This window comes from Sphingomonas pollutisoli, from assembly GCF_029167165.1.
GTDB classification, from domain to species: Bacteria; Pseudomonadota; Alphaproteobacteria; order Sphingomonadales; family Sphingomonadaceae; genus Sphingomonas; species Sphingomonas pollutisoli.
This window is the reverse complement of the sequence record NZ_JARFNJ010000003.1, coordinates 249142-268554: the sequence shown is the minus strand read 5'-3', so window position 1 is coordinate 268554 and position 19413 is coordinate 249142. Positions and strand designations below refer to the sequence as shown.

At 66.9% G+C, this 19413-nt stretch carries 15 protein-coding genes; 9 read left to right on the top strand and 6 right to left on the bottom strand.

Annotated elements, in window-relative coordinates; all coding sequences use genetic code 11:
- The first annotated feature begins 45 nt into the window (after positions 1-45).
- On the top strand, positions 46-2049 hold the full coding sequence (locus PX554_RS07620; RefSeq protein ID WP_275500978.1) for a TonB-dependent receptor plug domain-containing protein: 2004 nt from the start codon (positions 46-48) through the stop codon (positions 2047-2049).
- 27 nt (positions 2050-2076) lie between these two features.
- Here PX554_RS07620 and PX554_RS07615 read toward each other — a convergent pair whose 3' ends face one another.
- Positions 2077-2370 (bottom strand): plasmid stabilization protein, encoded by a 294-nt coding sequence (locus tag PX554_RS07615; protein ID WP_275500400.1) that lies wholly within the window; start codon positions 2368-2370, stop codon positions 2077-2079.
- Between the two features lie 51 nt (positions 2371-2421).
- Complete coding sequence (locus PX554_RS07610; RefSeq protein WP_275500398.1) at positions 2422-3570, bottom strand: zinc-binding metallopeptidase family protein; 1149 nt, start codon at positions 3568-3570, stop codon at positions 2422-2424.
- Between the two features lie 120 nt (positions 3571-3690).
- Here PX554_RS07610 and PX554_RS07605 point away from each other — a divergent pair, with 120 nt between their 5' ends.
- On the top strand, positions 3691-7038 hold the full coding sequence (locus PX554_RS07605) for a transglutaminase family protein (protein WP_275500396.1): 3348 nt from the start codon (positions 3691-3693) through the stop codon (positions 7036-7038).
- A 98-nt stretch (positions 7039-7136) separates the two neighbouring features.
- On the opposite strand, the gene PX554_RS07600 is transcribed toward PX554_RS07605, so the two are convergent.
- Complete coding sequence (locus tag PX554_RS07600) at positions 7137-8318, bottom strand: acetyl-CoA C-acyltransferase (protein WP_275500393.1); 1182 nt, start codon at positions 8316-8318, stop codon at positions 7137-7139.
- A gap of 152 nt (positions 8319-8470) precedes the next feature.
- On the opposite strand from PX554_RS07600, the gene PX554_RS07595 reads away from it, so the two are divergent.
- The 3 genes from PX554_RS07595 (at position 8471) to PX554_RS07585 (ending at position 11998) form a co-directional block, all read left to right on the top strand.
- Positions 8471-10480 (top strand): GMC family oxidoreductase N-terminal domain-containing protein, encoded by a 2010-nt coding sequence (locus PX554_RS07595; protein ID WP_275500392.1) that lies wholly within the window; start codon positions 8471-8473, stop codon positions 10478-10480.
- A gap of 179 nt (positions 10481-10659) precedes the next feature.
- Positions 10660-11667, top strand: coding sequence for a mannose-1-phosphate guanylyltransferase (locus tag PX554_RS07590; RefSeq protein ID WP_420833439.1), 1008 nt, complete (start codon positions 10660-10662; stop codon positions 11665-11667).
- A 49-nt stretch (positions 11668-11716) separates the two neighbouring features.
- Positions 11717-11998, top strand: coding sequence for a DUF1330 domain-containing protein (locus tag PX554_RS07585; RefSeq protein WP_275500386.1), 282 nt, complete (start codon positions 11717-11719; stop codon positions 11996-11998).
- Positions 11999-12007: 9 nt separating this feature from the next.
- Here the strand turns inward: PX554_RS07585 and PX554_RS07580 are convergent, their stop codons facing one another.
- Genes PX554_RS07580 through PX554_RS07570 form a run of 3 tightly spaced genes read right to left on the bottom strand, consistent with a single transcriptional unit; the run spans position 12008 to position 13430 of the window.
- Positions 12008-12955: an aldo/keto reductase gene (locus tag PX554_RS07580; RefSeq protein WP_275500384.1), complete on the bottom strand. Its 948-nt coding sequence runs from the start codon at positions 12953-12955 to the stop codon at positions 12008-12010.
- A 3-nt stretch (positions 12956-12958) separates the two neighbouring features.
- Entirely contained in the window at positions 12959-13141 is a 183-nt protein-coding gene (locus PX554_RS07575; RefSeq protein ID WP_275500383.1) for a hypothetical protein, read from the bottom strand.
- A 4-nt stretch (positions 13142-13145) separates the two neighbouring features.
- The gene (locus PX554_RS07570; RefSeq protein WP_275500381.1) at positions 13146-13430 is read right to left on the bottom strand and encodes a hypothetical protein; all 285 of its coding nucleotides are present in this window, start codon (positions 13428-13430) and stop codon (positions 13146-13148) included.
- Between the two features lie 132 nt (positions 13431-13562).
- On the opposite strand from PX554_RS07570, the gene PX554_RS07565 reads away from it, so the two are divergent.
- From PX554_RS07565 to metH, 4 genes are all read left to right on the top strand, one after another.
- The gene (locus tag PX554_RS07565; protein ID WP_093223011.1) at positions 13563-14531 is read left to right on the top strand and encodes an ArsR/SmtB family transcription factor; all 969 of its coding nucleotides are present in this window, start codon (positions 13563-13565) and stop codon (positions 14529-14531) included.
- The gene (metF, locus tag PX554_RS07560) at positions 14528-15469 is read left to right on the top strand and encodes a methylenetetrahydrofolate reductase [NAD(P)H] (protein ID WP_275500379.1); all 942 of its coding nucleotides are present in this window, start codon (positions 14528-14530) and stop codon (positions 15467-15469) included. Before PX554_RS07565 ends, metF begins: the two co-directional genes overlap by 4 nt.
- Positions 15470-15588: 119 nt before the next feature.
- On the top strand, positions 15589-16635 hold the full coding sequence (locus PX554_RS07555; protein WP_275500377.1) for a homocysteine S-methyltransferase family protein: 1047 nt from the start codon (positions 15589-15591) through the stop codon (positions 16633-16635).
- 107 nt (positions 16636-16742) lie between these two features.
- The gene (gene metH, locus PX554_RS07550) at positions 16743-19412 is read left to right on the top strand and encodes a methionine synthase (protein WP_275500374.1); all 2670 of its coding nucleotides are present in this window, start codon (positions 16743-16745) and stop codon (positions 19410-19412) included.
- The last annotated feature ends 1 nt before the right edge of the window (position 19413 follow it).

Genomic DNA, 19413 nt, shown 5'->3' with positions numbered 1-19413 from the left:
CGGGTGGCCAAGCATTCCGGCATGATGGCGGCGTACACTATCACGATGCCCCGCGCGATGCGCGTGCCGATGCTGCTCGCGGGGCTTCTGACCGCAGCGAACGCACACGCCCAGGCCGTCGATCCGGCGACCGGCGATATCGTCGTGCTCGGGCGCGGGCTCGATCTGCCGCCGGGCACCCCCGCTTATGGATCGGTGACGATCGACCGCGCGCGGCTGACCAACGACGCATCCGGCCGGGTCGAGGACGTGCTGCTTGATGTGGCCGGTTTTCAGCAGTTCCGCCGCTCCGACAGTCGTTCGGCCAACCCGTCCGCGCAAGGCGCGACGCTGCGCGCGCTTGGCGGCAACGCGTCGAGCCGGACTTTGGTGCTGCTCGACGGCGTGCCGATCGCCGATCCATTCTTCGGTTACATCCCGTTCAATGCCATTGTCCCCGCCCGCCTCGGCGGCATCCGCGTGACGCGCGGGGGTGGATCGGGGCCGTTCGGGGCGGGGGCGGTGGCGGGCACGATCGAAATGACGAGCGCGAGCCGCGCCGATCTGCCGCCCGTCTCGGGGGAGGCGCTGTACGGCAGCCGCAACGCGCAGGCGCTCAGCGCCACCGTCGCGCCCACGGTCGGCAGCGGCTTCGTCGCCCTGTCCGGCCAGTTCGATCGCGGCGACGGCTTCCAGACCACGCCTGCCGAGCAGCGGACCGTCGCCAGCGCGCCAGCGCGCTACCGTGACTGGTCGGCGGGGTTGCGCGCGGTCGCGCCGCTCGGGCCGGGCAGCGAGGTTCAGTTTCGCGGGCTCGTGTTCGGCGACAATCGCACGCTGCGCTTCGCCGGCGCCGATTCGGCTTCGAGCGGCGAGGACGCCAGCGTACGGCTGATCTCGCGCGGGGTCTGGCAGGTCGATGTGCTCGCCTATGTGCAGGCCCGCACCTTCGCGAACAAGGTCATCAGTTCGTCCACCTTCAAGCTCACGCTCGACCAGCGCAACACGCCTTCGACCGGTGTCGGCGGCAAGATCGAATTGCGTCCGCCGGTGGGCGGGGATCACGTGCTGCGTGTCGGCGGCGACTTTCGCCTCGCGGACGGGCAGTTGTTCGAAGATGCCTACGGCGCGACCGGCCTCGTCACCGCGCGGCGCAACGCCGGCGGCGACACGAGTGTCGCCGGGCTGTTCGTCGAGGATGACTGGACGCTCGGGCGGCTGGTGTTGACCGGCGGGGTGCGCGCCGATCACTGGACGATCACCAACGGGCGCTTTCGTCAGCGCAACGCGGCCGGCCTGCTCACCACCGACACGGTCTTCCCGGATCGCGACGGTACCGAGGCGACGGGGCGGGCGGGGGCGTTGTTCAAGCTCGGCATGGTGGATCTGCGGCTGGCCGGCTATACCGGCTTCCGGCTGCCGACGCTCAATGAGCTGTACCGGCCTTTCACCGTGTTCCCGGTGACGACGCAGGCCAATGCCAATCTATCGCCCGAGCGATTGCGCGGAGTCGAGGGCGGTATCGACGCGCGTCCGCTGCCGGGCATGACGGTGAGCCTGACCGGCTTCTACAACCGGCTCGGCGACGCGATCGCCAACCTGACGATATCGCCCACGCTTCGGCGACGCGGCAACGTCAACGCGGTCGTCGCCAAAGGTGTCGAAGCGAGCTTCGACTGGCGGCGCGGCGCGATCGACCTATCAGCGAGCTATGCGTTCAGCGATAGCGCGGTCGATGCGCCCGGTATGGCGTTCGACGGCTTGGTCCCGGCCCAGAGCCCACGACACACCGCGAGCGCGACACTGGCGTGGCGGCCGCGTTCGGCTTGGTTCGCCTCGCTCACCGCACGCTATGTCGGCAAGCAATATGAGGATGATCTCCAGACCGACGTGCTGCGCGCGGCGACCACCGTTGACGCTTTCGCCAAGCTACCCGTGCGCAAGGGTCTCGCGGTGATAGCGCGCGCGGAAAATCTGCTCGACGCGACGGTGGTGACGCGCAACCAGGCGGGATCGATGGACTTAGGAACGCCGCGCACCCTGTGGATCGGCGTGCGGTTCGGAGGATAAATTCCGTACCCCGTTAGTGCGACAGCCTCATCCGCCGGCGTTCTTGCGCCGTGTCACCCAGCCCTTGCGCGCCGCCGCCGAGCGTTGTTCGGCCGAACCGGATGCGTGCGCCTTGCCGCCGCGCGATGACGAGACATGCGTGTCGGGCTTGCCGCGCCCCGAGCCGGATTTGTTGCCGCCGCCCGATTCCTTGTTCACCGTCGCCCAGGCGCGCGCCTCGGCTTCCTTTTTGGAAACGCCGCGATCCTCATAGCTTTCCTCGATATGCTCGGCCTTGCGCTTCTGCTTGTCGGTATAGGCGTCCTTGTCTCCGCGCGGCATGGCACTCTCCTTCACCTGACAAAACGCGCGAATGCCGCGGCCGTTTCCGGGTCACCCCGCGCCCAGTTCGACACCTTGCCCGAGCGTCGCCGCCAGCGCCCTGATGTCGCTCGCTTCGGCTTCGCCCGGCGCCCAGCGGCCGGCGTAGAAGGCGACCAGCCGGTTGACGAAATCGAGCTTCAGGACCACCCCCGGCGATAGCCGGAAGGGGTAGAGATCCGGCTGGCCCATGCTGCGGTTGATCTCGTTGATCGCGAACGCGAACGGAATCCAGTGGGCGGTCAGCGTCGCGGTATCGGCGCTGTAGGGATCGAAGTCGATCACGCTGTCGGGTGTGCCCGGCGCTGCCGCGGGCATCGGATCGAGCCGGGTGCCGAACTCGCCGATCGTCGCGAGCGTATCGACGATGTGCGAGTGGTGCGCGAAGGTTTCGGCGAAATCCTCCCACGGGTGCATCGTCGCGTAGGCGGAGACATAATGGTCCTCCCAGCCGGGGCGGGGTGGATTGGTGTAATGCGCCTGCAGCGCCGCCTGATAATCGGCGCGCTCGTCGCCGAACAGCGCGCGGAACGGGATGAGGTCCGGCCCGAATTCGATCAGCCGCGACCATACATAATGGCCGATTTCGTGCCGGAAATGCCCGACCAGGGTTCGGTACGGCTCACCCATCTGGCGGCGGATGCGTTCGCGTTGCGCATCGTCGGCTTCGACCAGGTTGAGCGTGATGAGGCCGTTTTCATGGCCGGTGAAATGCCGGGGCGCATAACCTTGCTCCGCGGACGGATCGTAGAGGAAATCGAAGGCGAGGCCGTGGATGTTCTGCGCCTTGGTTTCCAATTTGAGCCCGAGACGCATCAGCCCATGCAGCACGCGGCGCTTGGCGTCCTCGATCCGGGTCCAGCGTTCGAGCACGCCGGGCACGCCGAGGTCCGGGATCGTGCGGTTGTGCCGGCAGGCGAGGCACATCGATTGGGGGTCGCCACGATCGACCACCCAGTTACACACGCCGTACCGCGTGTTCGCGCACGGCTGCACCATCGCGGCCGCGCCGCGCGCGTCACGCCACGCGCCATCGGCGACATCGAGGTGAAGGAAGCGGTTGGCGACGGGCGCGAAGCCGAGCGGATGCGCGCAACTCGGGCAGACGCGCGATTCGAAATGGAGACGCTGCCGGCAATTGGGGCAGGTATATGCGGCCACTCGCAGTCTCCGATCGGGATTGTTTCCGCTCAACGCGACCCGGCGACGCGAGTTTCGCGCCAGGAAAGCTTTTCAAGATTTTGGTTGCATAGCTGCAACGCATGCCGTCTGTTTGGTCTCATGCTCAAAGCCGGTCTGCGCCATCTCACCGCCTATAAATACAGCCGCCCGATCCGGCTCGGGCCGCAGGTGATCCGGCTGCGCCCGGCGCCCCACAGCCGCACCAAGGTGCCGAATTACGCGCTGAAAATCGAGCCGGCCGGCCATTTCCTCAACTGGCAGCAGGATCCGCACGCCAATTGGCTGGCGCGGATCGTGTTTCCCGATCCGGTCGATCATTTCACGATCGAGGTCGATCTGCTCGCCGATCTCGACGTCATCAATCCGTTCGACTTCTTCGTCGAGGATTATGCCGAAAACTACCCGTTTCACTATGACGATGCGCTGAGGATCGATCTCGCCGCCTATTTCGACCTCGAACCGCAAGGGCCGCTGTTCGAAGCGCTGGTGGCGCAGCACGCCCAGCACCGCGGCCGGACGATCGACTTCCTCGTCGATATCAATGCGAAGCTCCAGGAGCGGATCGGCTACATCATCCGCATGGAGAGCGGCGTGCAGACGCCGGAGGAATCGCTCGAGATCGGCCAGGGTTCGTGCCGTGACAGCGCGTGGTTGCTGGTGCAGTTGCTGCGCCGGCTCGGTTTCGCGGCGCGCTTCGTGTCGGGGTATTCGATCCAACTCGTCGCCGATGTCGAACCGGTCGAAGGGCCGAAGGGAGTCGCCCAGGACGTGGTCGATCTGCATGCCTGGGCCGAGGTGTATATCCCGGGCGCCGGCTGGATCGGTCTCGATGCCACATCCGGGATGTTCGCCGGCGAAGGGCATATCCCGCTGTGCGCGACGCCGCACTACCGCTCGGCCGCACCGATCAGCGGCATGGCCGAGCCTGCGGAGGTCGATTTCCATTTCGAGATGAGCGTGTCGCGCATCGCCGAAGCGGTACGGATCACGCGACCGTTCACCGATGATCGCTGGGCGGCGCTCGATGCCCTGGGGCACCGCGTCGATGCCGATCTCGCGGCGCAGGATGTCCGCCTCACGATCGGCGGCGAACCCACCTTCGTCGCGGCGAACGGCGGTTCGGCGCCGGAATGGAACGGCGATGCGGTCGGCCCGACAAAGGCGGCTTATGCCGACACGCTGATCCGGGAGTTGCGCGCACGGTTCGCGCCCGGCGGGCTGCTCCATCATGGCCAGGGCAAATGGTATCCTGGCGAGACGCTGCCGCGCTGGGCTTATGCCGCGTATTGGCGTGATGACGGCGTCCCGATCTGGCGCGATGCCGGGCTGATCGCCGAGGAGGACGGCACCGGCAAGCCGGCCGTGACGGCCGAGACGGCCGAACGCTTCCTCGATCTGCTCGCCTCCGGGCTCGGTCTGCCCAACGGCCATGTCGTGCCGGCCTATGAAGATCCGCTCGCCTGGTCGCTCAAGGAAGCCGAACTGCCGGTCAACACCTCGCCTGACGACCCCAAGATCGACGATCCGGAAGCGCGCAGCCGCATGGTGCGCGCGTTCGAGCGCGGGCTCTCCACGCCGATTGGCTATGTGCTGCCGGTGCAGAAATGGCAGAGCAAGGTGGAGCGGGGGTGGCTGACCGAGCAATGGAAGCTGCGGCGCGGCAAGCTCTATACGGTGCCGGGCGACAGCGCGCTCGGCTATCGCCTGCCGCTCGGCTCTTTGCCTTATGTGCCGCCGTCCGAATATCCTTACATCAACCCGCGCGACACCAGTGAACCACGCGAACCGCTGCCCGATTTCCGCACCCAGCGCCCCGCGATGGCGCGCGAGGCGGCGCCCGCCACCGAACAGCGGATCACGCAGCGCCCCCCGGTGTCGGGCGCGCAGCCGCAGCAGCGCGTCGAGCAGGAGATCGTTGCCGGCGCCGTTCGCACCGCGGTCACGGCCGAACCGCGCGGACATTTCCTGTCGGTCTTCATGCCGCCGATGCGCGCGATCGACGATTATCTCGAACTTATCGCCGAGGTCGAAGCGGCGGCGGCCACGCTCGGTGTGCCCGTGCGGATCGAAGGCTATGCGCCGCCCCCCGATCCGCGCCTCAAAGTGCTCAAGGTCACGCCCGATCCGGGCGTGGTGGAGGTCAACGTCCACCCCGCAGCGAGTTGGGCCGAGACCAGCGCAATCACCGAGACGCTGTACGACATCGCCCGCAAAGCCGGCATGACCGCCGACAAGTTCATGCTCGACGGTCGTGCGATCGGCACCGGCGGCGGCAACCACATCGTGTTGGGTGGGCCGTCGCTGTACGATTCGCCGTTCGTGCGCCGGCCCGATCTGCTCAAGAGCTTCGTGCTCTATTGGCAGCGCCACCCTGCGCTCAGCTATCTGTTCTCGGGGATGTTCATCGGCCCGACCAGCCAGGCCCCGCGTATCGACGAGGCGCGGCATGACGGTCTCTACGAGCTGGAGATCGCGCTCGCGCAGGTGCCGGGGCCGGTCGCGGGGGAGCAGCCGCCGGCGTGGATCGTCGATCGGCTGTTTCGCAACCTGCTCGTCGATGTGACCGGCAACACGCACCGTACCGAAATCTGCATCGACAAGTTCTTCTCGCCCGACGGCCCGACCGGGCGACTCGGCCTCGTCGAATTTCGCGCGTTCGAGATGCCGCCCGACGCGCGGATGAGCCTCGCCCAGCAACTGCTGCTACGCGCGCTGACCGCTTGGTTCTGGCGCGAGCCGCAGCATGGCCAACTCACCCGTTGGGGCACCGCGCTGCACGACCGCTTCATGCTGCCGCATTTCGTGTGGGCGGATCTGCTCGACGTACTCGGGGATCTCGGCCGCGCGGGCTATCCCTTCGATCCGGCGTGGTTCGAGGCACAGCGGCAGTTCCGCTTCCCGATCCACGGCACGATCGACGCCGGTGGCGTCAGCCTCGAGATCTCGCATGCGCTCGAACCGTGGCATGTCCTGGGCGAAACGGGTGCGATCGGCGGTACGGTGCGGTATGTCGATAGCTCGACCGAGCGCTTGCAGGTGCGGGCGGGCAATCTCACCGCCGGGCGGCACGTGCTGACCTGCAACGGTCGCCGCATCCCGATGGTGCCGACCGGCGTGCCGGGCGAGGTGGTCGGCGGCGTGCGCTACAAGGCATGGGCGCCGGCCGACTGCCTGCACCCGCGCTTGCCCGTCAACGCGCCGTTGACGTTCGACGTGCTCGATACGTGGAGCCAGCGCTCGCTCGGCGGGTGCGTCTATCATGTCGCGCATCCCGGGGGGCGCAATTACGACGAAGTGCCGGTCAACGGCTTCGAGGCGGAGGCACGCCGCAAGGCGCGGTTCCAGGATTATGGGCACACCCCCGGTCCAGTCCCGGTGCCGCAGGAGGAATCTCCGGGCGAGTTCCCGCTCACGCTCGATCTGAGGCGACCGGCGAACCTGCGCTGATTCCGCCGTAGCCCCGGCCGAGGCCGGGCCGCGCATTGTTTGGCGAGCCGGTCGCCACGTCATATGCCGGCCCGGCCTGCGCATGGGCGACGCTCAAGTCACACCCGTTCCAGTGCCACAGCGGTCGCCTCGCCGCCGCCGATGCACAGGCTCGCCACGCCCTTCTTCAATCCGCGCGCCTCAAGCGCACCGAGCAACGTCGCCATGATCCGCGCGCCCGACGCGCCGATCGGATGGCCGAGCGCGGTCGCGCCGCCGTTGACGTTGAGCTTCTCGGCGGGAATGGCGAGTTCGCGTGCGGCGATCATCGCCACCACCGCGAACGCTTCGTTGACTTCGAACAGATCGACCTCATCCGCGCTCCAACCCGCCTTGGCGAGCACCTTGCGGATCGCCGGCACCGGCGCGCTGGTGAATTTCGCGGGCTCCTGCGCGTGCGCGGCCGTGGCGACGACCCGCGCGATCACGGGCAGTCCGAGTTTTTCGGCGACGCTCTGCCGCGTCATCACCAGCGCGGCCGCGCCGTCCGAGATCGACGAAGCGTTGGCCGCCGTCACCGTGCCGTCCTTGACGAACGCCGGCTTGAGCGCCGGGATCTTTTCGGGCTTGGCCTTGCCGGGCTGCTCGTCGATGTCGATCACGGTGTCACCGCCACGCCCTTTGACGGTGACGGGCGTGATTTCGCGGTCGAACGCGCCGCCCGCGATCGCATCCTGCGCGCGCGCGAGCGAGCGCAGCGCATAGTCGTCCTGATCGGCGCGGGTGAGCTGATATTCGCGCGCGGCATCCTCGGCGAACACCCCCATCGGCGTGCCCGGCTGATAGGCATCCTCCAGCCCGTCGAGCATCATGCTGTCGTACACCGCATCATGGCCGATCCGCGCCCCGCCGCGATGCCTGGTCAACAGGTACGGCGCGTTGGTCATGCTCTCCATGCCCCCGGCCACCGCGATATCGGCGGAGCCGGCGGCGAGCGCGTCATAGGCCATGATCGCCGCCTGCATGCCCGATCCGCACATCTTGTTGACCGTCGTCGCCTCGACCGAAACGGGCAGGCCCGCGCCGATCGCTGCCTGCCGCGCCGGCGCTTGCCCGAGGCCAGCCGGCAGCACGCACCCCATGTAGATGCGTTCGATCGCGTCGGGCGCCACGCCGGCGCGCGCGACCGCCGCAGCGACTGCGATCGACCCCAATTCGGTCGCCTTGAGCGGGCTGAGCGCGCCCTGGAAGCCGCCCATCGGCGTGCGGGCATAGCTGGCGATGACGACGGGATCGGTCATGAACATCTCTCTCGAACAATCGGGCGCGCTGACGGGCGTGCTCCTGTTGGGCGCGAGATAGGAGATCCGGCGGCGGTTTGCGATAGCGCGATGTCGCGATCGTAACCGCGAGGACATCATGCTATGGGAGAGTCATGATCGCGGGGGGCGTCATGAAGAAACCGTTCAATGTCTTGCAGGCGAGTATCTTAAAAGCGCTGACCAAGGCGCTGTTCCACAAGGTCGATATGGCGATTGCGCCCGATCAGGTGGTGGCCAATCTGCAGCATCAATTTGGTTTGATGGAGGGCGGAAAGCCGCGTGAAATCGGCCTCACGTTGTATCTTGTCTGTCTTGTTCTGGGCGGTCCGCTTTTCCTGTTGCTCGGGCCGGGCTGGGGTGCTCGCAAGATCGCGCGGCGGCTCGAGCGGTCGCAGAATGATCTGATGCAGGATCTCGCGCGCATCCGCGGCGTCATCTACGCGGGCTATTACGGCCACTGGCAGGGCGCCTCGCAGACGAACGAGAAAGGGCAGATCGACAACGCAGACAATCCGGTGCTTGCGCAGATCGGCTTCACGCTCCCGTATTACCGCGAACGCGGCGCGGGCGAGATGCCGATCACGCATTACGACAAGCGCGACCTGAGCCATGCCGACCTGGTCGATCACGCGAACGTGCCCGAGGAGGTCGATGTCATCGTGATCGGCTCGGGCGCCGGGGGCGCGGTCGCCGCCGCCAATCTCGCGCGGCAGGGGCACGACGTGCTGATCGTCGAGGCGGGCGCTTTATGGGCGTCGCGCGATCTCAGCCACGAAGAGCGTCGGATGACCTCGCGGCTCTTCATCGATGGTGGGCTGCAGTCGAGCCGCGACCATGATGTGATCGTGTTCCAGGGGCGCTGTGTCGGCGGCTCGACCGTCATCAACAATGGCATCTGCTTGCCGGTCAACCGCGACGGCCTGACGCATCCGCAAGCCGACGACGTGCTTGAACGGTGGGCGAGCCTCGGTGCGCCGGTCGATCGCGCGCGCTTCCACGCCGCTTATGATGCGATCACCAAGCGACTCTCGATCCAGCCGATCGCGCACCGCGCCGGGCGGAACAACGGCCCGCATCTGCTCAGGGGCTGGGCGGCCTATGCGGCGGAGAGCGCCGATCCGGTCGACAAGGCGGCGCCGGCGGTGTGGTTCAGCAAGAATTTCGGGCCACCCAATGGCCCGGCCGAATGCGCCTATTGTGGCTATTGCAACACCGGCTGCCCCTATGGCCGCAAACAAGGCATGGCGCAGTCATTCTTGCTCGATGCACGCGCGCAAGGCGCCCGCATCCTCGCCGAAGCCAAGGCCGAGGCGATCCTGTGGCGCGACGACCGGCAGGATGGCCGTCATGTCGCCGACGGGGTGACCGTCACGCTCGCCGGCGGCGATGAGCGCGTGGTCCGCGCGCGCAAGGGCGTGGTGGTGGCGGGCGGCGCGATGGCATCGAGCCGGCTGCTCCAGGCGAGCGGCATCGGCCAGGCGGGCACCGGCCTGTCGTTCAACATGGCCTGCCCGGTGGTCGCGCTGATGCCGAACGCGGTGAGGAGCTGGGACGAGGACCAGATGGCCACCTATGTCGATGCGCGCGATTTCCTGCTCGAATCGCACTTTCAACCGCCGATGAGCATGTCGACGCTGATGCCCGGCTGGATCGGCGATCATGCGCAGCGGATGCGCAATTACGATCGGCTCGCCTCGGCGGGCGTGTTGATTCCGGTCGATCGGCAGGGTTCGCTGATCGACGGCGCATTGCATCTCAAGCTGCGCGCGGATGTGGAACTGCCCAACCTACGTCGCGCGCTCGCGACGCTGTCCCGTGTCCATTTCGCGGCCGGCGCGCTGGAAGTCTATCCTGCGCTCGCGCGCGGTACGACGCTCCGGCGCGACGAGGACATCGATGCGTTCTTCGAGCGGTACGTGCGTGAGGCGGACGACGTGACGCTTTCCACCTCGCACCCGCATGGCGGCAACGCGCGCGGCACCGATCCCGCGACAAGCGTGGTCGATCTCGATTGCCGCGTCCACGGCGTCGCCAACGTGCTCGTTACCGATGCCAGCACCTTCACCAGTTGCATCCGCGTCAACGCCCAGATGACGACGATGGCGATGGCGTACTACGCGACCGAGCATGATCCATTTTGATCCGGCCGAACTTTCGGTCCGATCGTACCTCGCATTGCAACATTTTCCCTTCACTGCGCATTCTGCTACGCGCGTGGAACGACCTCGCCGAAATCCTGTCTGGAGAATCCCCGATGCCGTCTTCGACGCCGATCACGCCTGTCATCTTGTCCGGAGGATCGGGAACCCGGCTGTGGCCGATGTCGCGGCCCGAGCGGCCCAAGCAGATGCTCGCGCTGACCGCCGAGGAGACGATGTTCCAGCTCACCGCGATGCGCGCGCGCGGCGAGCATTTCACCGCGCCGATCGTGGTCGCCAACGCGCGGCACGCCGACATGATCGATGAGCAGCTCGACAGCATCGGCGCCACCGCGCAGGCGCTGATCCTCGAACCCGCCGGCCGCAACACCGCACCCGCGATCGCGCTCGCCGCGCTTGCGGCCGAAGGCGCGAACCCGCTGCTGGTGATGCCGTCGGATCACGTCATCGCGGATGTGGACGCGTTTCACGCCGCGATCCACGCGGCGCTGCCGCTGGTGGCCGAGGGTTGGCTCGTCACCTTCGGCATCACGCCCGACGCCCCGGAGACGGGCTATGGCTGGATCAAGGTCGGCGACGAGATTTCGGGCGGCGTCCACCGCGTCGCCAAGTTCGTCGAGAAGCCGCCGCGCGAGCGTGCCGAGGCGATGCTGGCGGCGGGCGACCATAGCTGGAACGGCGGTATCTTCCTGTTCCGCGCCGATCATTATCTCGGCGCGCTCGCCGTTCATGCGCCCGAGATGCTCGCCGCCTGCCAGCTCGCGATGGCCAAGGCGCGGCGCGAGGGCGCGCGGATCTTTCCCGATGCCGAGGCATTCGCCGCCGCGCCGGACAATTCCATCGATTACGCGGTGATGGAGAAGGCCGAGCAAGTCGCGGTCGTGCCGGTCAGCATGGGCTGGAACGACGTCGGCAGTTGGGATGCGCTGCACGCGATCAGCGAGCTCGATGCCGCGGGCAATGCGCATGCGAGTGGTGCCGCCGGCGAGGTGATCGCGATCGACACGACCAATTGCCTGGTGCGAACCGATGGCATGCGCGTCGCGCTGGTCGGCGTCGATGATCTGATCGTGGTCGCCAGCGGCACCGATGTGCTGGTCCTGCCACGCGGCCGCAGCCAGGAGGTCAAGAAGCTGATCGAGGCGATGAAAGCCCGGCCTGCGAACTGAACCCGACCGTCCACTCACCACGTCACGAGAGACGCAAATGGCAGCCTATTTGATCTTCATCCGCGACGAACCCGTTCATGATGAAGCGGAAATGGCGGAATATCAACGTCTGAACCGCGAACGCGGCAGCGACGGGTTCGACGTCAAGCGGCTGGCCTTCTACGGCGCGGCCGATGCGCTCGAAGGCCCCGCGCCCGACGGTGTCGTCGTGCTCGAGTTCCCGAGCGTGGAGGAGGCGCGGGCCTGGTATCAAAGCCCCGGCTATCAGGCGGCGTTGCAGCACCGGCTCAAAGCCGCCACCTACCGGGTGATCATCACCGAAGGGGTATAGTCCCGCCCGTCACGCGCCGGCGTTGGTCAGCCGGTCGAGCTGCCCGGTGTCGAGCGTGAGTCGGGTCGCGCCGAGCAGATCCTCGACCTGCGTCACGCTCGTCGCGCTGGCGATCGGTGCGACCACGCCGGGTTGCGCGGCGAGCCACGCGAGAGCGATCTGCGCGAGAGTCGCGCCCGTCTCGTCGGCAACCGCGTCCATCGCGGCAAGCACGCCCGATTTCCGCGCGATCAACTCGGCCATGCCGCTGCCGCGCGCGCTTTGCCGCATGTCCTCCGGCGTGCGGTATTTCCCGGTGAGGAAGCCGGAGGCGAGCCCGTAATAGGGCAGCACGCCGATATTATGTTCGACGCAATAATCCTGAAGCTGGCCTTCGAAGTGATGCCGGCTGACGAGATTGTACTCGGGCTGGAGCACCTGGAAATGCGGCAACCCCGCCGCGCGCGCCGCATCGACCGCCGCCTTCAGCCGCGCCGCGTGGTAATTGGAGGCACCGAGCGCCCGTACCTTGCCAGCCTTGACCAGCGACGCGAACGCCTCCGCCACTTCGTCGAGCGGCACTTCGGGATCGTCCTTGTGCGCGTAATATAGATCGATCGTGTCGACACCGAGCCGCTTCAATGATGCCTCGCACCCGCTGATGATCGCGTCGGCCGATAGCGGCGATCCCGTCTCGGTGGGCATCATGCCGACCTTGGTCGCGATCAGCACGTCGTCGCGTCTGCCGCTCCGCTTGAGCCAGGCGCCGATCATCGCTTCCGATTCACCGCCTTGGTTGCCGGGCGCCCAGCGCGAATAGACGTCGGCGGTGTCGATCAGACTGCCGCCGCCGGCCACGAACGCATCGAGCACCGCAAAGCTCGCGGTCTGATCGGCGGTCCAGCCGAACACGTTGCCGCCGAGCGCCAGCGGCAGGATGTGGAAGTCGGTCGCGCCGAGACGCCGGAGATCGTTCATGGTCTAGTCCTGATTGTCATCGACGATGGTGGCGACATCGGCGTTTACGCTGTTCGCATCGAGCATCACCGCCGCGTCGTTGAGCGCCTGCGCCTCGCCACCCGTTATCGCGCCGGGCGCGGACGCGACCGATCCGCAGCCGGTCAGCGCGAGCAACAGCGCCAGCGCGCCGAGTGTGTGGCGCAAGCGATCAATCCTCGATCGCGTTGCCGGCGTCCTTGAGCGCCCGGCCCGTCTTGTCCTTGGCCTTGCCCGCGGCGTTGCCGATCGCGTCGCCGGCATTGTCGAGTGTGGCCTCGGCCGATCCGAACGCCTTGTCGGCGGCCGCCTCGGTGCTGTTCGCGGCGGTGGCCATTGTCGCATTGGCGTCTGCGGCGATCGTGTCGCCGGCCTGAGCGCTCTCATCCCGCGCCTTCTGGCTGCACGCGGGCAGCGCGAGCGAAGCGGCGAGGGCGATGAGGATGATCTTCTTCATGGCGGCGGGTCTCCGGCGTGGTGCGGCATACGCGATATCGAAGCCGCACAACGCGCGCAATCGCGGGAAGGTCCGTCACGAGCCCGAGCGTCATTGACCTGATATAAAGATATCTTTATGTCTTCTTCCGCCATGACGATCGCTCTCGACATCTTCCGCGCGCTGGCGGACGCGACGCGGTTGCGCATCCTCGCGCTGCTGCGCTCGATGGAGTTGTCGGTGGGCGAACTCGCGCAGGTGCTTGGGCAAAGCCAGCCGCGCGTCAGCCGCCACGTCAAGATCCTGTGCGACGCCGGCCTTGCCGAACGGCGCAAGGAGGGAAGCTGGGTATTCGTCGCACTGGGTTCCGCCGACCGGGTCTCGCCCGTCGCCGATGCGCTGGACGCCTGGAACGCGCTCCAGGCCGATCATTGGGCGACCGCCGATGCCGCGCGCCTCGCCGCGGTACGCGCGGATCGCGCGGCCTCGGCAGCGCAATGGTTCGAGGCGAATGCGCGCGAATGGGACGCGATCCGCTCGCTCCACATCGCCGAGGAGCAGGTGGAGGCGGCGATTGACGGGGTGATCGGTGCTGGGCGCATCGGCCAGTTGATCGATATCGGCACCGGCACCGGGCGGATGCTCGAGTTGTTCGCCGGCCGCGCCGAACAGGCGCTGGGGATCGATCGCAGTTCCGAGATGCTCCGCCTCGCGCGCGCGAAATTGTCGAGCCACGGCATCGACAATGCCGAGCTGCGCCAGGCCGATCTCTACGCGCTGCCGCTCGCCGACGGAGCCGCCGATCTCGCGATCGTCCACCATGTCCTTCATTTCGCGCAGCAGCCCGGCGCGGCGATTACCGAAGCGGCGCGCGTGCTTAACCCCGGCGGGCGGCTGCTGATCGCGGATTTCGCGCCGCATGATCGCGAGGAACTGCGCACGCGCGACGCGCACACCCGGCTCGGCTTTTCCGACGAGCAGATGACGACATGGTTCGCCGCCGCCGGTCTCGCCCCCGATCGAATCGAGACGCTCGAAGGCGGCGAACTGACGGTGAAACTCTGGCTGGCGCGCAAGCGCGCGACGGCCGAACGCACGGTACAAGAGGTGAAGGCGGCATGACGATCTCGGTTTCGCAACTCGAAGAGGCGCGCCGCGCGCTGGAGGCGCCGTTGTTCGCCGACGTCGCCGGCGACACCGCCGTGTCGTTCGAATTCTTCCCGCCCAAGACCCCCAAGATGGAAGAGGCGCTGTGGGAGACGGTGAAGACGCTCGAGCCGTTCGGCCCGCGCTTCGTCTCGGTCACCTATGGCGCGGGCGGCTCGACTCGCGAGCGTACCCACGCCACCGTCGCGCGCATCCAGTCTGAGACGGCCACGCCCGCCGCCGCGCACCTCACCTGCGTCGAGGCGTCGAAGGACGAGATCGACGCCATCGCCGACGCCTATTGGCAGGCGGGGGTTCGCCACATTGTCGCGCTGCGCGGCGATGCGCCGGGCGCGGACGGCTTCGTGCCGCATCCGCAAGGCTATGCCAACGCAGCCGATCTGGTGGCGGGGTTGAAGCGGCTTCACCCGTTCGAGATTTCGGTCGCCGCCTATCCCGAATGCCACCCGGATTCGCGCGGGGTCAGCGACGATCTCGACAATCTCAAGCGCAAGATCGACGCCGGCGCAACGCGCGGCATCACGCAGTTCTTCTTCGAGCCGGAAACCTTCTTCCGCTTCCGCGATCGTGCGGTGGCGGCGGGCATCACCGCCGAGATGGTGCCTGGCATCATGCCCGTCACCAATTTCGCGAGCATCGTGAAGATGTCGGCGATGTGCGGAACCGAGGTGCCGGCATGGCTCGGCCGGCTGTTCGAGGGGCTTGAGGACCATGCCACCGCGCGCCAGCTCATCGCCGCGACGCTCGCCGCCGAACTGTGCCGCAAGCTCTACGCCGGCGACGTGCGCGCGCTTCATTTCTACACGCTCAACCGCGCCGAACTGAGCTTCGCGATCTGCCATATGCTCGGCCTGCGCGCGAAGGTGCCGGCCAAGGTCGCGGAAGCGGCATAACCATTCCCCTCCCGCCTGCGGGAGGGGCTAGGGGAGGGCCTGCCCACGGACGGCGCGCTTCTCCGACAAGCCCTCCCCCGCCCCCTCCCGTAGACGGGAGGGGAGAAGGAAAAAAGACGATGACCCCACGTGAATCCCTGCTCGCCGAGGCCGCCAAGCGAATCCTCATCACCGATGGCGCGTTCGGCACCGAGATCCAGAATTGGAAGCTCTCCGAGGCCGATTATGCCGGCACCCTCGGGCTGGCCAAGGACCAGAAGGGCAACAACGACATCCTCGCGCTGTCCAAGCCGGAGGTTCCCGAGACGATCCACCGCGCCTATTTCGAGGCGGGGGCCGACATCGCCGAGACCAACACCTTCTCCGCGAACGTCATCAGCCAGGCCGATTACGGTGCCGAGGCGCTGGTCAAGGACATCAACATCGAAAGCGCGCGGCTCGCGCGGCGCATTGCCGACGAATATCAGGCGAAGGACGGCCGCCCGCGCTTCGTCGCCGGTGCGGTCGGGCCGACCAACAAGACGCTGTCGCTCAGCCCCGACGTCAACGATCCCGGCTTTCGCGAGATCGACTTCGATTACCTGAAAGGCGTGTACCGCGAGCAGACCGATGCGCTGCTCGAAGGCGGCGCCGATTTCATCCTGATCGAGACGGTGTTCGATACCTTGAACGCGAAGGCGGGCATCATGGCCGCGATCGAAGCGGGCGATGCGCTCGGCCGTGACGTGCCGATCATGCTGTCGATGACGCTGACCGATCTGTCCGGCCGCAACCTGTCGGGCCACACGGTCGAGGCGTTCTGGCATGCGGTGCGCCACGCGAAACCGGTGACGATCGGGCTCAACTGCTCGTTCGGTGCCGAGCAGCTCCGCCCGCACGTCAAGACGCTCGCCGGCATCGCCGACACGCTCATCATGGTGTACCCGAACGCCGGGCTGCCCAACGAACTCGGCCAGTATGACGAGATGCCGGAAACGACCGCCAGCTTGGTCAAGGAATGGGCGGATGCCGGGCAGGTCAACATCCTCGGCGGCTGCTGCGGCTCGACGCCGGCGCATATCGCCGAGATCGCCCGCGCCGTCGCCGGCCTGCCGCCGCGTCAGCGCCCGGTCGCGCCGGTGGTGACGCGGCTCGCCGGGCTGGAGCCGATGACGATGGCGGGATAACCTTACGTCTCGTCACCCCAGCGCAAGCTGGGGTCTCGCGCCGCATGGGCGCGCTCCGTTACTGCAAGACCCCAGCGTGCGCTGGGGTGACGATTTGGGAATTGCCCGTGACCGCCAACCTCTCCACCTCTTTCGTCAACATCGGCGAGCGCACCAACGTCACCGGCTCGGCGCGTTTCAAGAAGCTCATCATGGCGGGCGATTACCCGGCCGCGATCGAGGTCGCGCGCCAGCAGGTCGAGAGCGGCGCGCAGGTGCTCGACGTCAACATGGACGAGGGGCTGCTCGATGCCGAGCATGCCATGACGACCTTCCTCAAGCTGATCGCCGCCGAGCCGGATATCGCGCGTATCCCGTTCATGGTCGATTCGTCGAAATGGTCGGTGATCGAGGCCGGGCTGAAATGCGTGAGCGGCAAGCCGATCGTCAATTCGATCAGCATGAAGGAGGGCGAGGAGAAGTTCCTCCACGAAGCCAAGCGCTGCATGGCCTATGGCGCCGCCGTGGTGGTAATGGCGTTCGACGAGGTCGGCCAGGCCGATACGCAACAGCGCAAGATCGAGATCTGTGAGCGTGCCTACAAGCTGCTGATGAGCATCGGCTTCCCGCCCGAGGACATCATCTTCGACGCGAACATCTTCGCGGTTGCGACCGGGATCGAGGAGCACAACAATTACGGCGTCGATTTCATCGAGGCGGTCAAGGAGATCAAGAAACGCTGCCTGCACGTTCACTTCTCGGGCGGGCTCTCCAACCTGTCGTTCAGCTTCCGGGGCAACGAGCCGGTGCGCCGCGCGATGCATTCGGTGTTCCTCTATCATGCGATCCCCGCCGGGCTCGACATGGCGATCGTCAATGCGGGGCAGCTCGACATCTATGACGATATCGATCCCGAACTGCGCGAGGCGTGCGAGGACGTCATCCTCAACCGCCCGGCACGCAGCCCCGACGAGACCCCGACCGAACGCCTGATCGCGATCGCCGAGCGCTTCCGCGGCACCGATGCCGTCGCCGAGAAGGCCGCCGAGGAATGGCGCGGCTGGGACGTCAAGAAGCGGCTCGAACATGCGCTGGTCAAGGGCATCGACCTGTATGTCGTCGAGGACACCGAGGAATGCCGCCAGATGTTCGCGCGGCCCATCGAGGTGATCGAAGGGCCGCTGATGGACGGCATGAACGTGGTTGGCGATCTGTTCGGATCGGGCAAGATGTTCCTGCCGCAGGTCGTGAAATCGGCGCGGGTGATGAAGAAGGCGGTCGCGCACCTCCTCCCCTTCATCGAGGCGGCGAAGGAGCCGGGCGCGCGCGGCAAGGGCAAGATCATCATGGCGACCGTCAAGGGCGACGTGCATGACATTGGCAAGAACATCGTTGGCGTCGTGCTCCAGTGCAACGGCTTCGACGTGGTCGATATGGGCGTGATGGTGCCGTGGAGCGACATCCTCAAAGCCGCGAACGAGAATGACGCCGACATGATCGGCCTGTCCGGCCTCATCACGCCGAGCCTCGACGAGATGGTGACGGTCGCCGAGGAGATGAAGCGCGCCGGCATGACGATGCCGCTGCTGATCGGCGGCGCGACCACCTCGAAGGTCCACACCGCGCTGCGGATCGCGCCCGCCTATGACGGCCCCGTCGTCCATGTGCTCGACGCGAGCCGCGCGGTCGGCGTCGCCTCGACCCTGGTCAGCGACACGCAGAAGGACGCGTTCGTCACCAAGACCGCCGAGGATTACGAAGCGGTCCGCATCGCCCGCGCCAACAAGGGTAACAACGATTTGCTCCCGCTCGCCAAGGCGCGCGCCAATCCGTTCGTCGCCGACATGGCGCTCAAGCCGGCCGCGCCCGCCAAGCTCGGCCTGCACGTGTTCCGCGACTGGGATCTCAAGGATCTGCGCGAGGTGATCGACTGGACGCCGTTCTTCCGCGCCTGGGAGCTGGCGGGCAATTATCCCGCGATCCTTGACGATGCGGTGGTCGGCGAAAGCGCGCGCTCGCTGTTCGCCGATGCACAGAAGATGCTCGACAAGATCATCGACGAGAAGTGGCTGACCGCGCGGGGCGTCGCCGGGCTGTGGGTCTGCGCGCGCCACGAGGACGATGTGATCGTGGACGTGAAGGGTGATTTCAACGCTGACGAGCTGATCGGCCTCGACATGCTTAATCTGGTCGACGGCACCGATGTGTTCCGCCTGCCGTTCCTGCGCCAGCAGATCGCCAAGCGTGAGGGCCGCGCCAATATGTGCCTGGCCGATTTCATCGACACCAAAGGCGACTGGATCGGCGGCTTCGCGGTGTCGATTCACGGCATCGAGCCGCATCTCGCGCGCTTCAAGGCGGCCATCGACGATTATTCGGACATCCTGCTCAAAGCGCTCGCCGATCGTCTCGCCGAGGCGTTCGCCGAGCGGCTCCACCAGCACGTCCGCACCGAGCTATGGGGCTATGCGCCCGACGAGCAGCTCACCAACGAGGCGTTGATCCGCGAGCAATATCGCGGCATCCGCCCGGCGCCGGGCTATCCCGCGTGCCCCGAGCACAGCCTCAAGACGATGCTGTTCAAGATGCTCGACGCGCACCACAATACCGGCGCGAGCCTCACCGAAAGCTTCGCGATGCTGCCGACCGCGGCGGTGTCGGGCTTCTATTTCGGCCACCCGCAGGCGGAATATTTCGGCGTGGCGCGGATCGGTGACGATCAAGTCGCCGATTATGCCACGCGGCGCGGGGTCGATCTCGATACGGCGAAGCGCTGGCTGCGGCCTAACCTCGACTAAG

Bases quoted from the DNA above. Each gene is read 5' to 3' on its own strand.
- PX554_RS07620 (WP_275500978.1), top strand. From the start codon at position 46: ATGCCCCGCGCGATGCGCGTGCCGATGCTGCTCGCGGGGCTTCTGACC.
- PX554_RS07615 (WP_275500400.1), bottom strand. From the start codon at position 2,370: ATGCCGCGCGGAGACAAGGACGCCTATACCGACAAGCAGAAGCGCAAG.
- PX554_RS07605 (WP_275500396.1), top strand. From the start codon at position 3,691: ATGCTCAAAGCCGGTCTGCGCCATCTCACCGCCTATAAATACAGCCGC.
- PX554_RS07600 (WP_275500393.1), bottom strand. From the start codon at position 8,318: ATGACCGATCCCGTCGTCATCGCCAGCTATGCCCGCACGCCGATGGGC.
- PX554_RS07595 (WP_275500392.1), top strand. From the start codon at position 8,471: ATGAAGAAACCGTTCAATGTCTTGCAGGCGAGTATCTTAAAAGCGCTG.
- PX554_RS07590 (WP_420833439.1), top strand. From the start codon at position 10,660: ATGTCGCGGCCCGAGCGGCCCAAGCAGATGCTCGCGCTGACCGCCGAG.
- PX554_RS07580 (WP_275500384.1), bottom strand. From the start codon at position 12,955: ATGAACGATCTCCGGCGTCTCGGCGCGACCGACTTCCACATCCTGCCG.
- PX554_RS07570 (WP_275500381.1), bottom strand. From the start codon at position 13,430: ATGAAGAAGATCATCCTCATCGCCCTCGCCGCTTCGCTCGCGCTGCCC.
- PX554_RS07565 (WP_093223011.1), top strand. From the start codon at position 13,563: ATGACGATCGCTCTCGACATCTTCCGCGCGCTGGCGGACGCGACGCGG.
- metF (WP_275500379.1), top strand. From the start codon at position 14,528: ATGACGATCTCGGTTTCGCAACTCGAAGAGGCGCGCCGCGCGCTGGAG.
- PX554_RS07555 (WP_275500377.1), top strand. From the start codon at position 15,589: ATGACCCCACGTGAATCCCTGCTCGCCGAGGCCGCCAAGCGAATCCTC.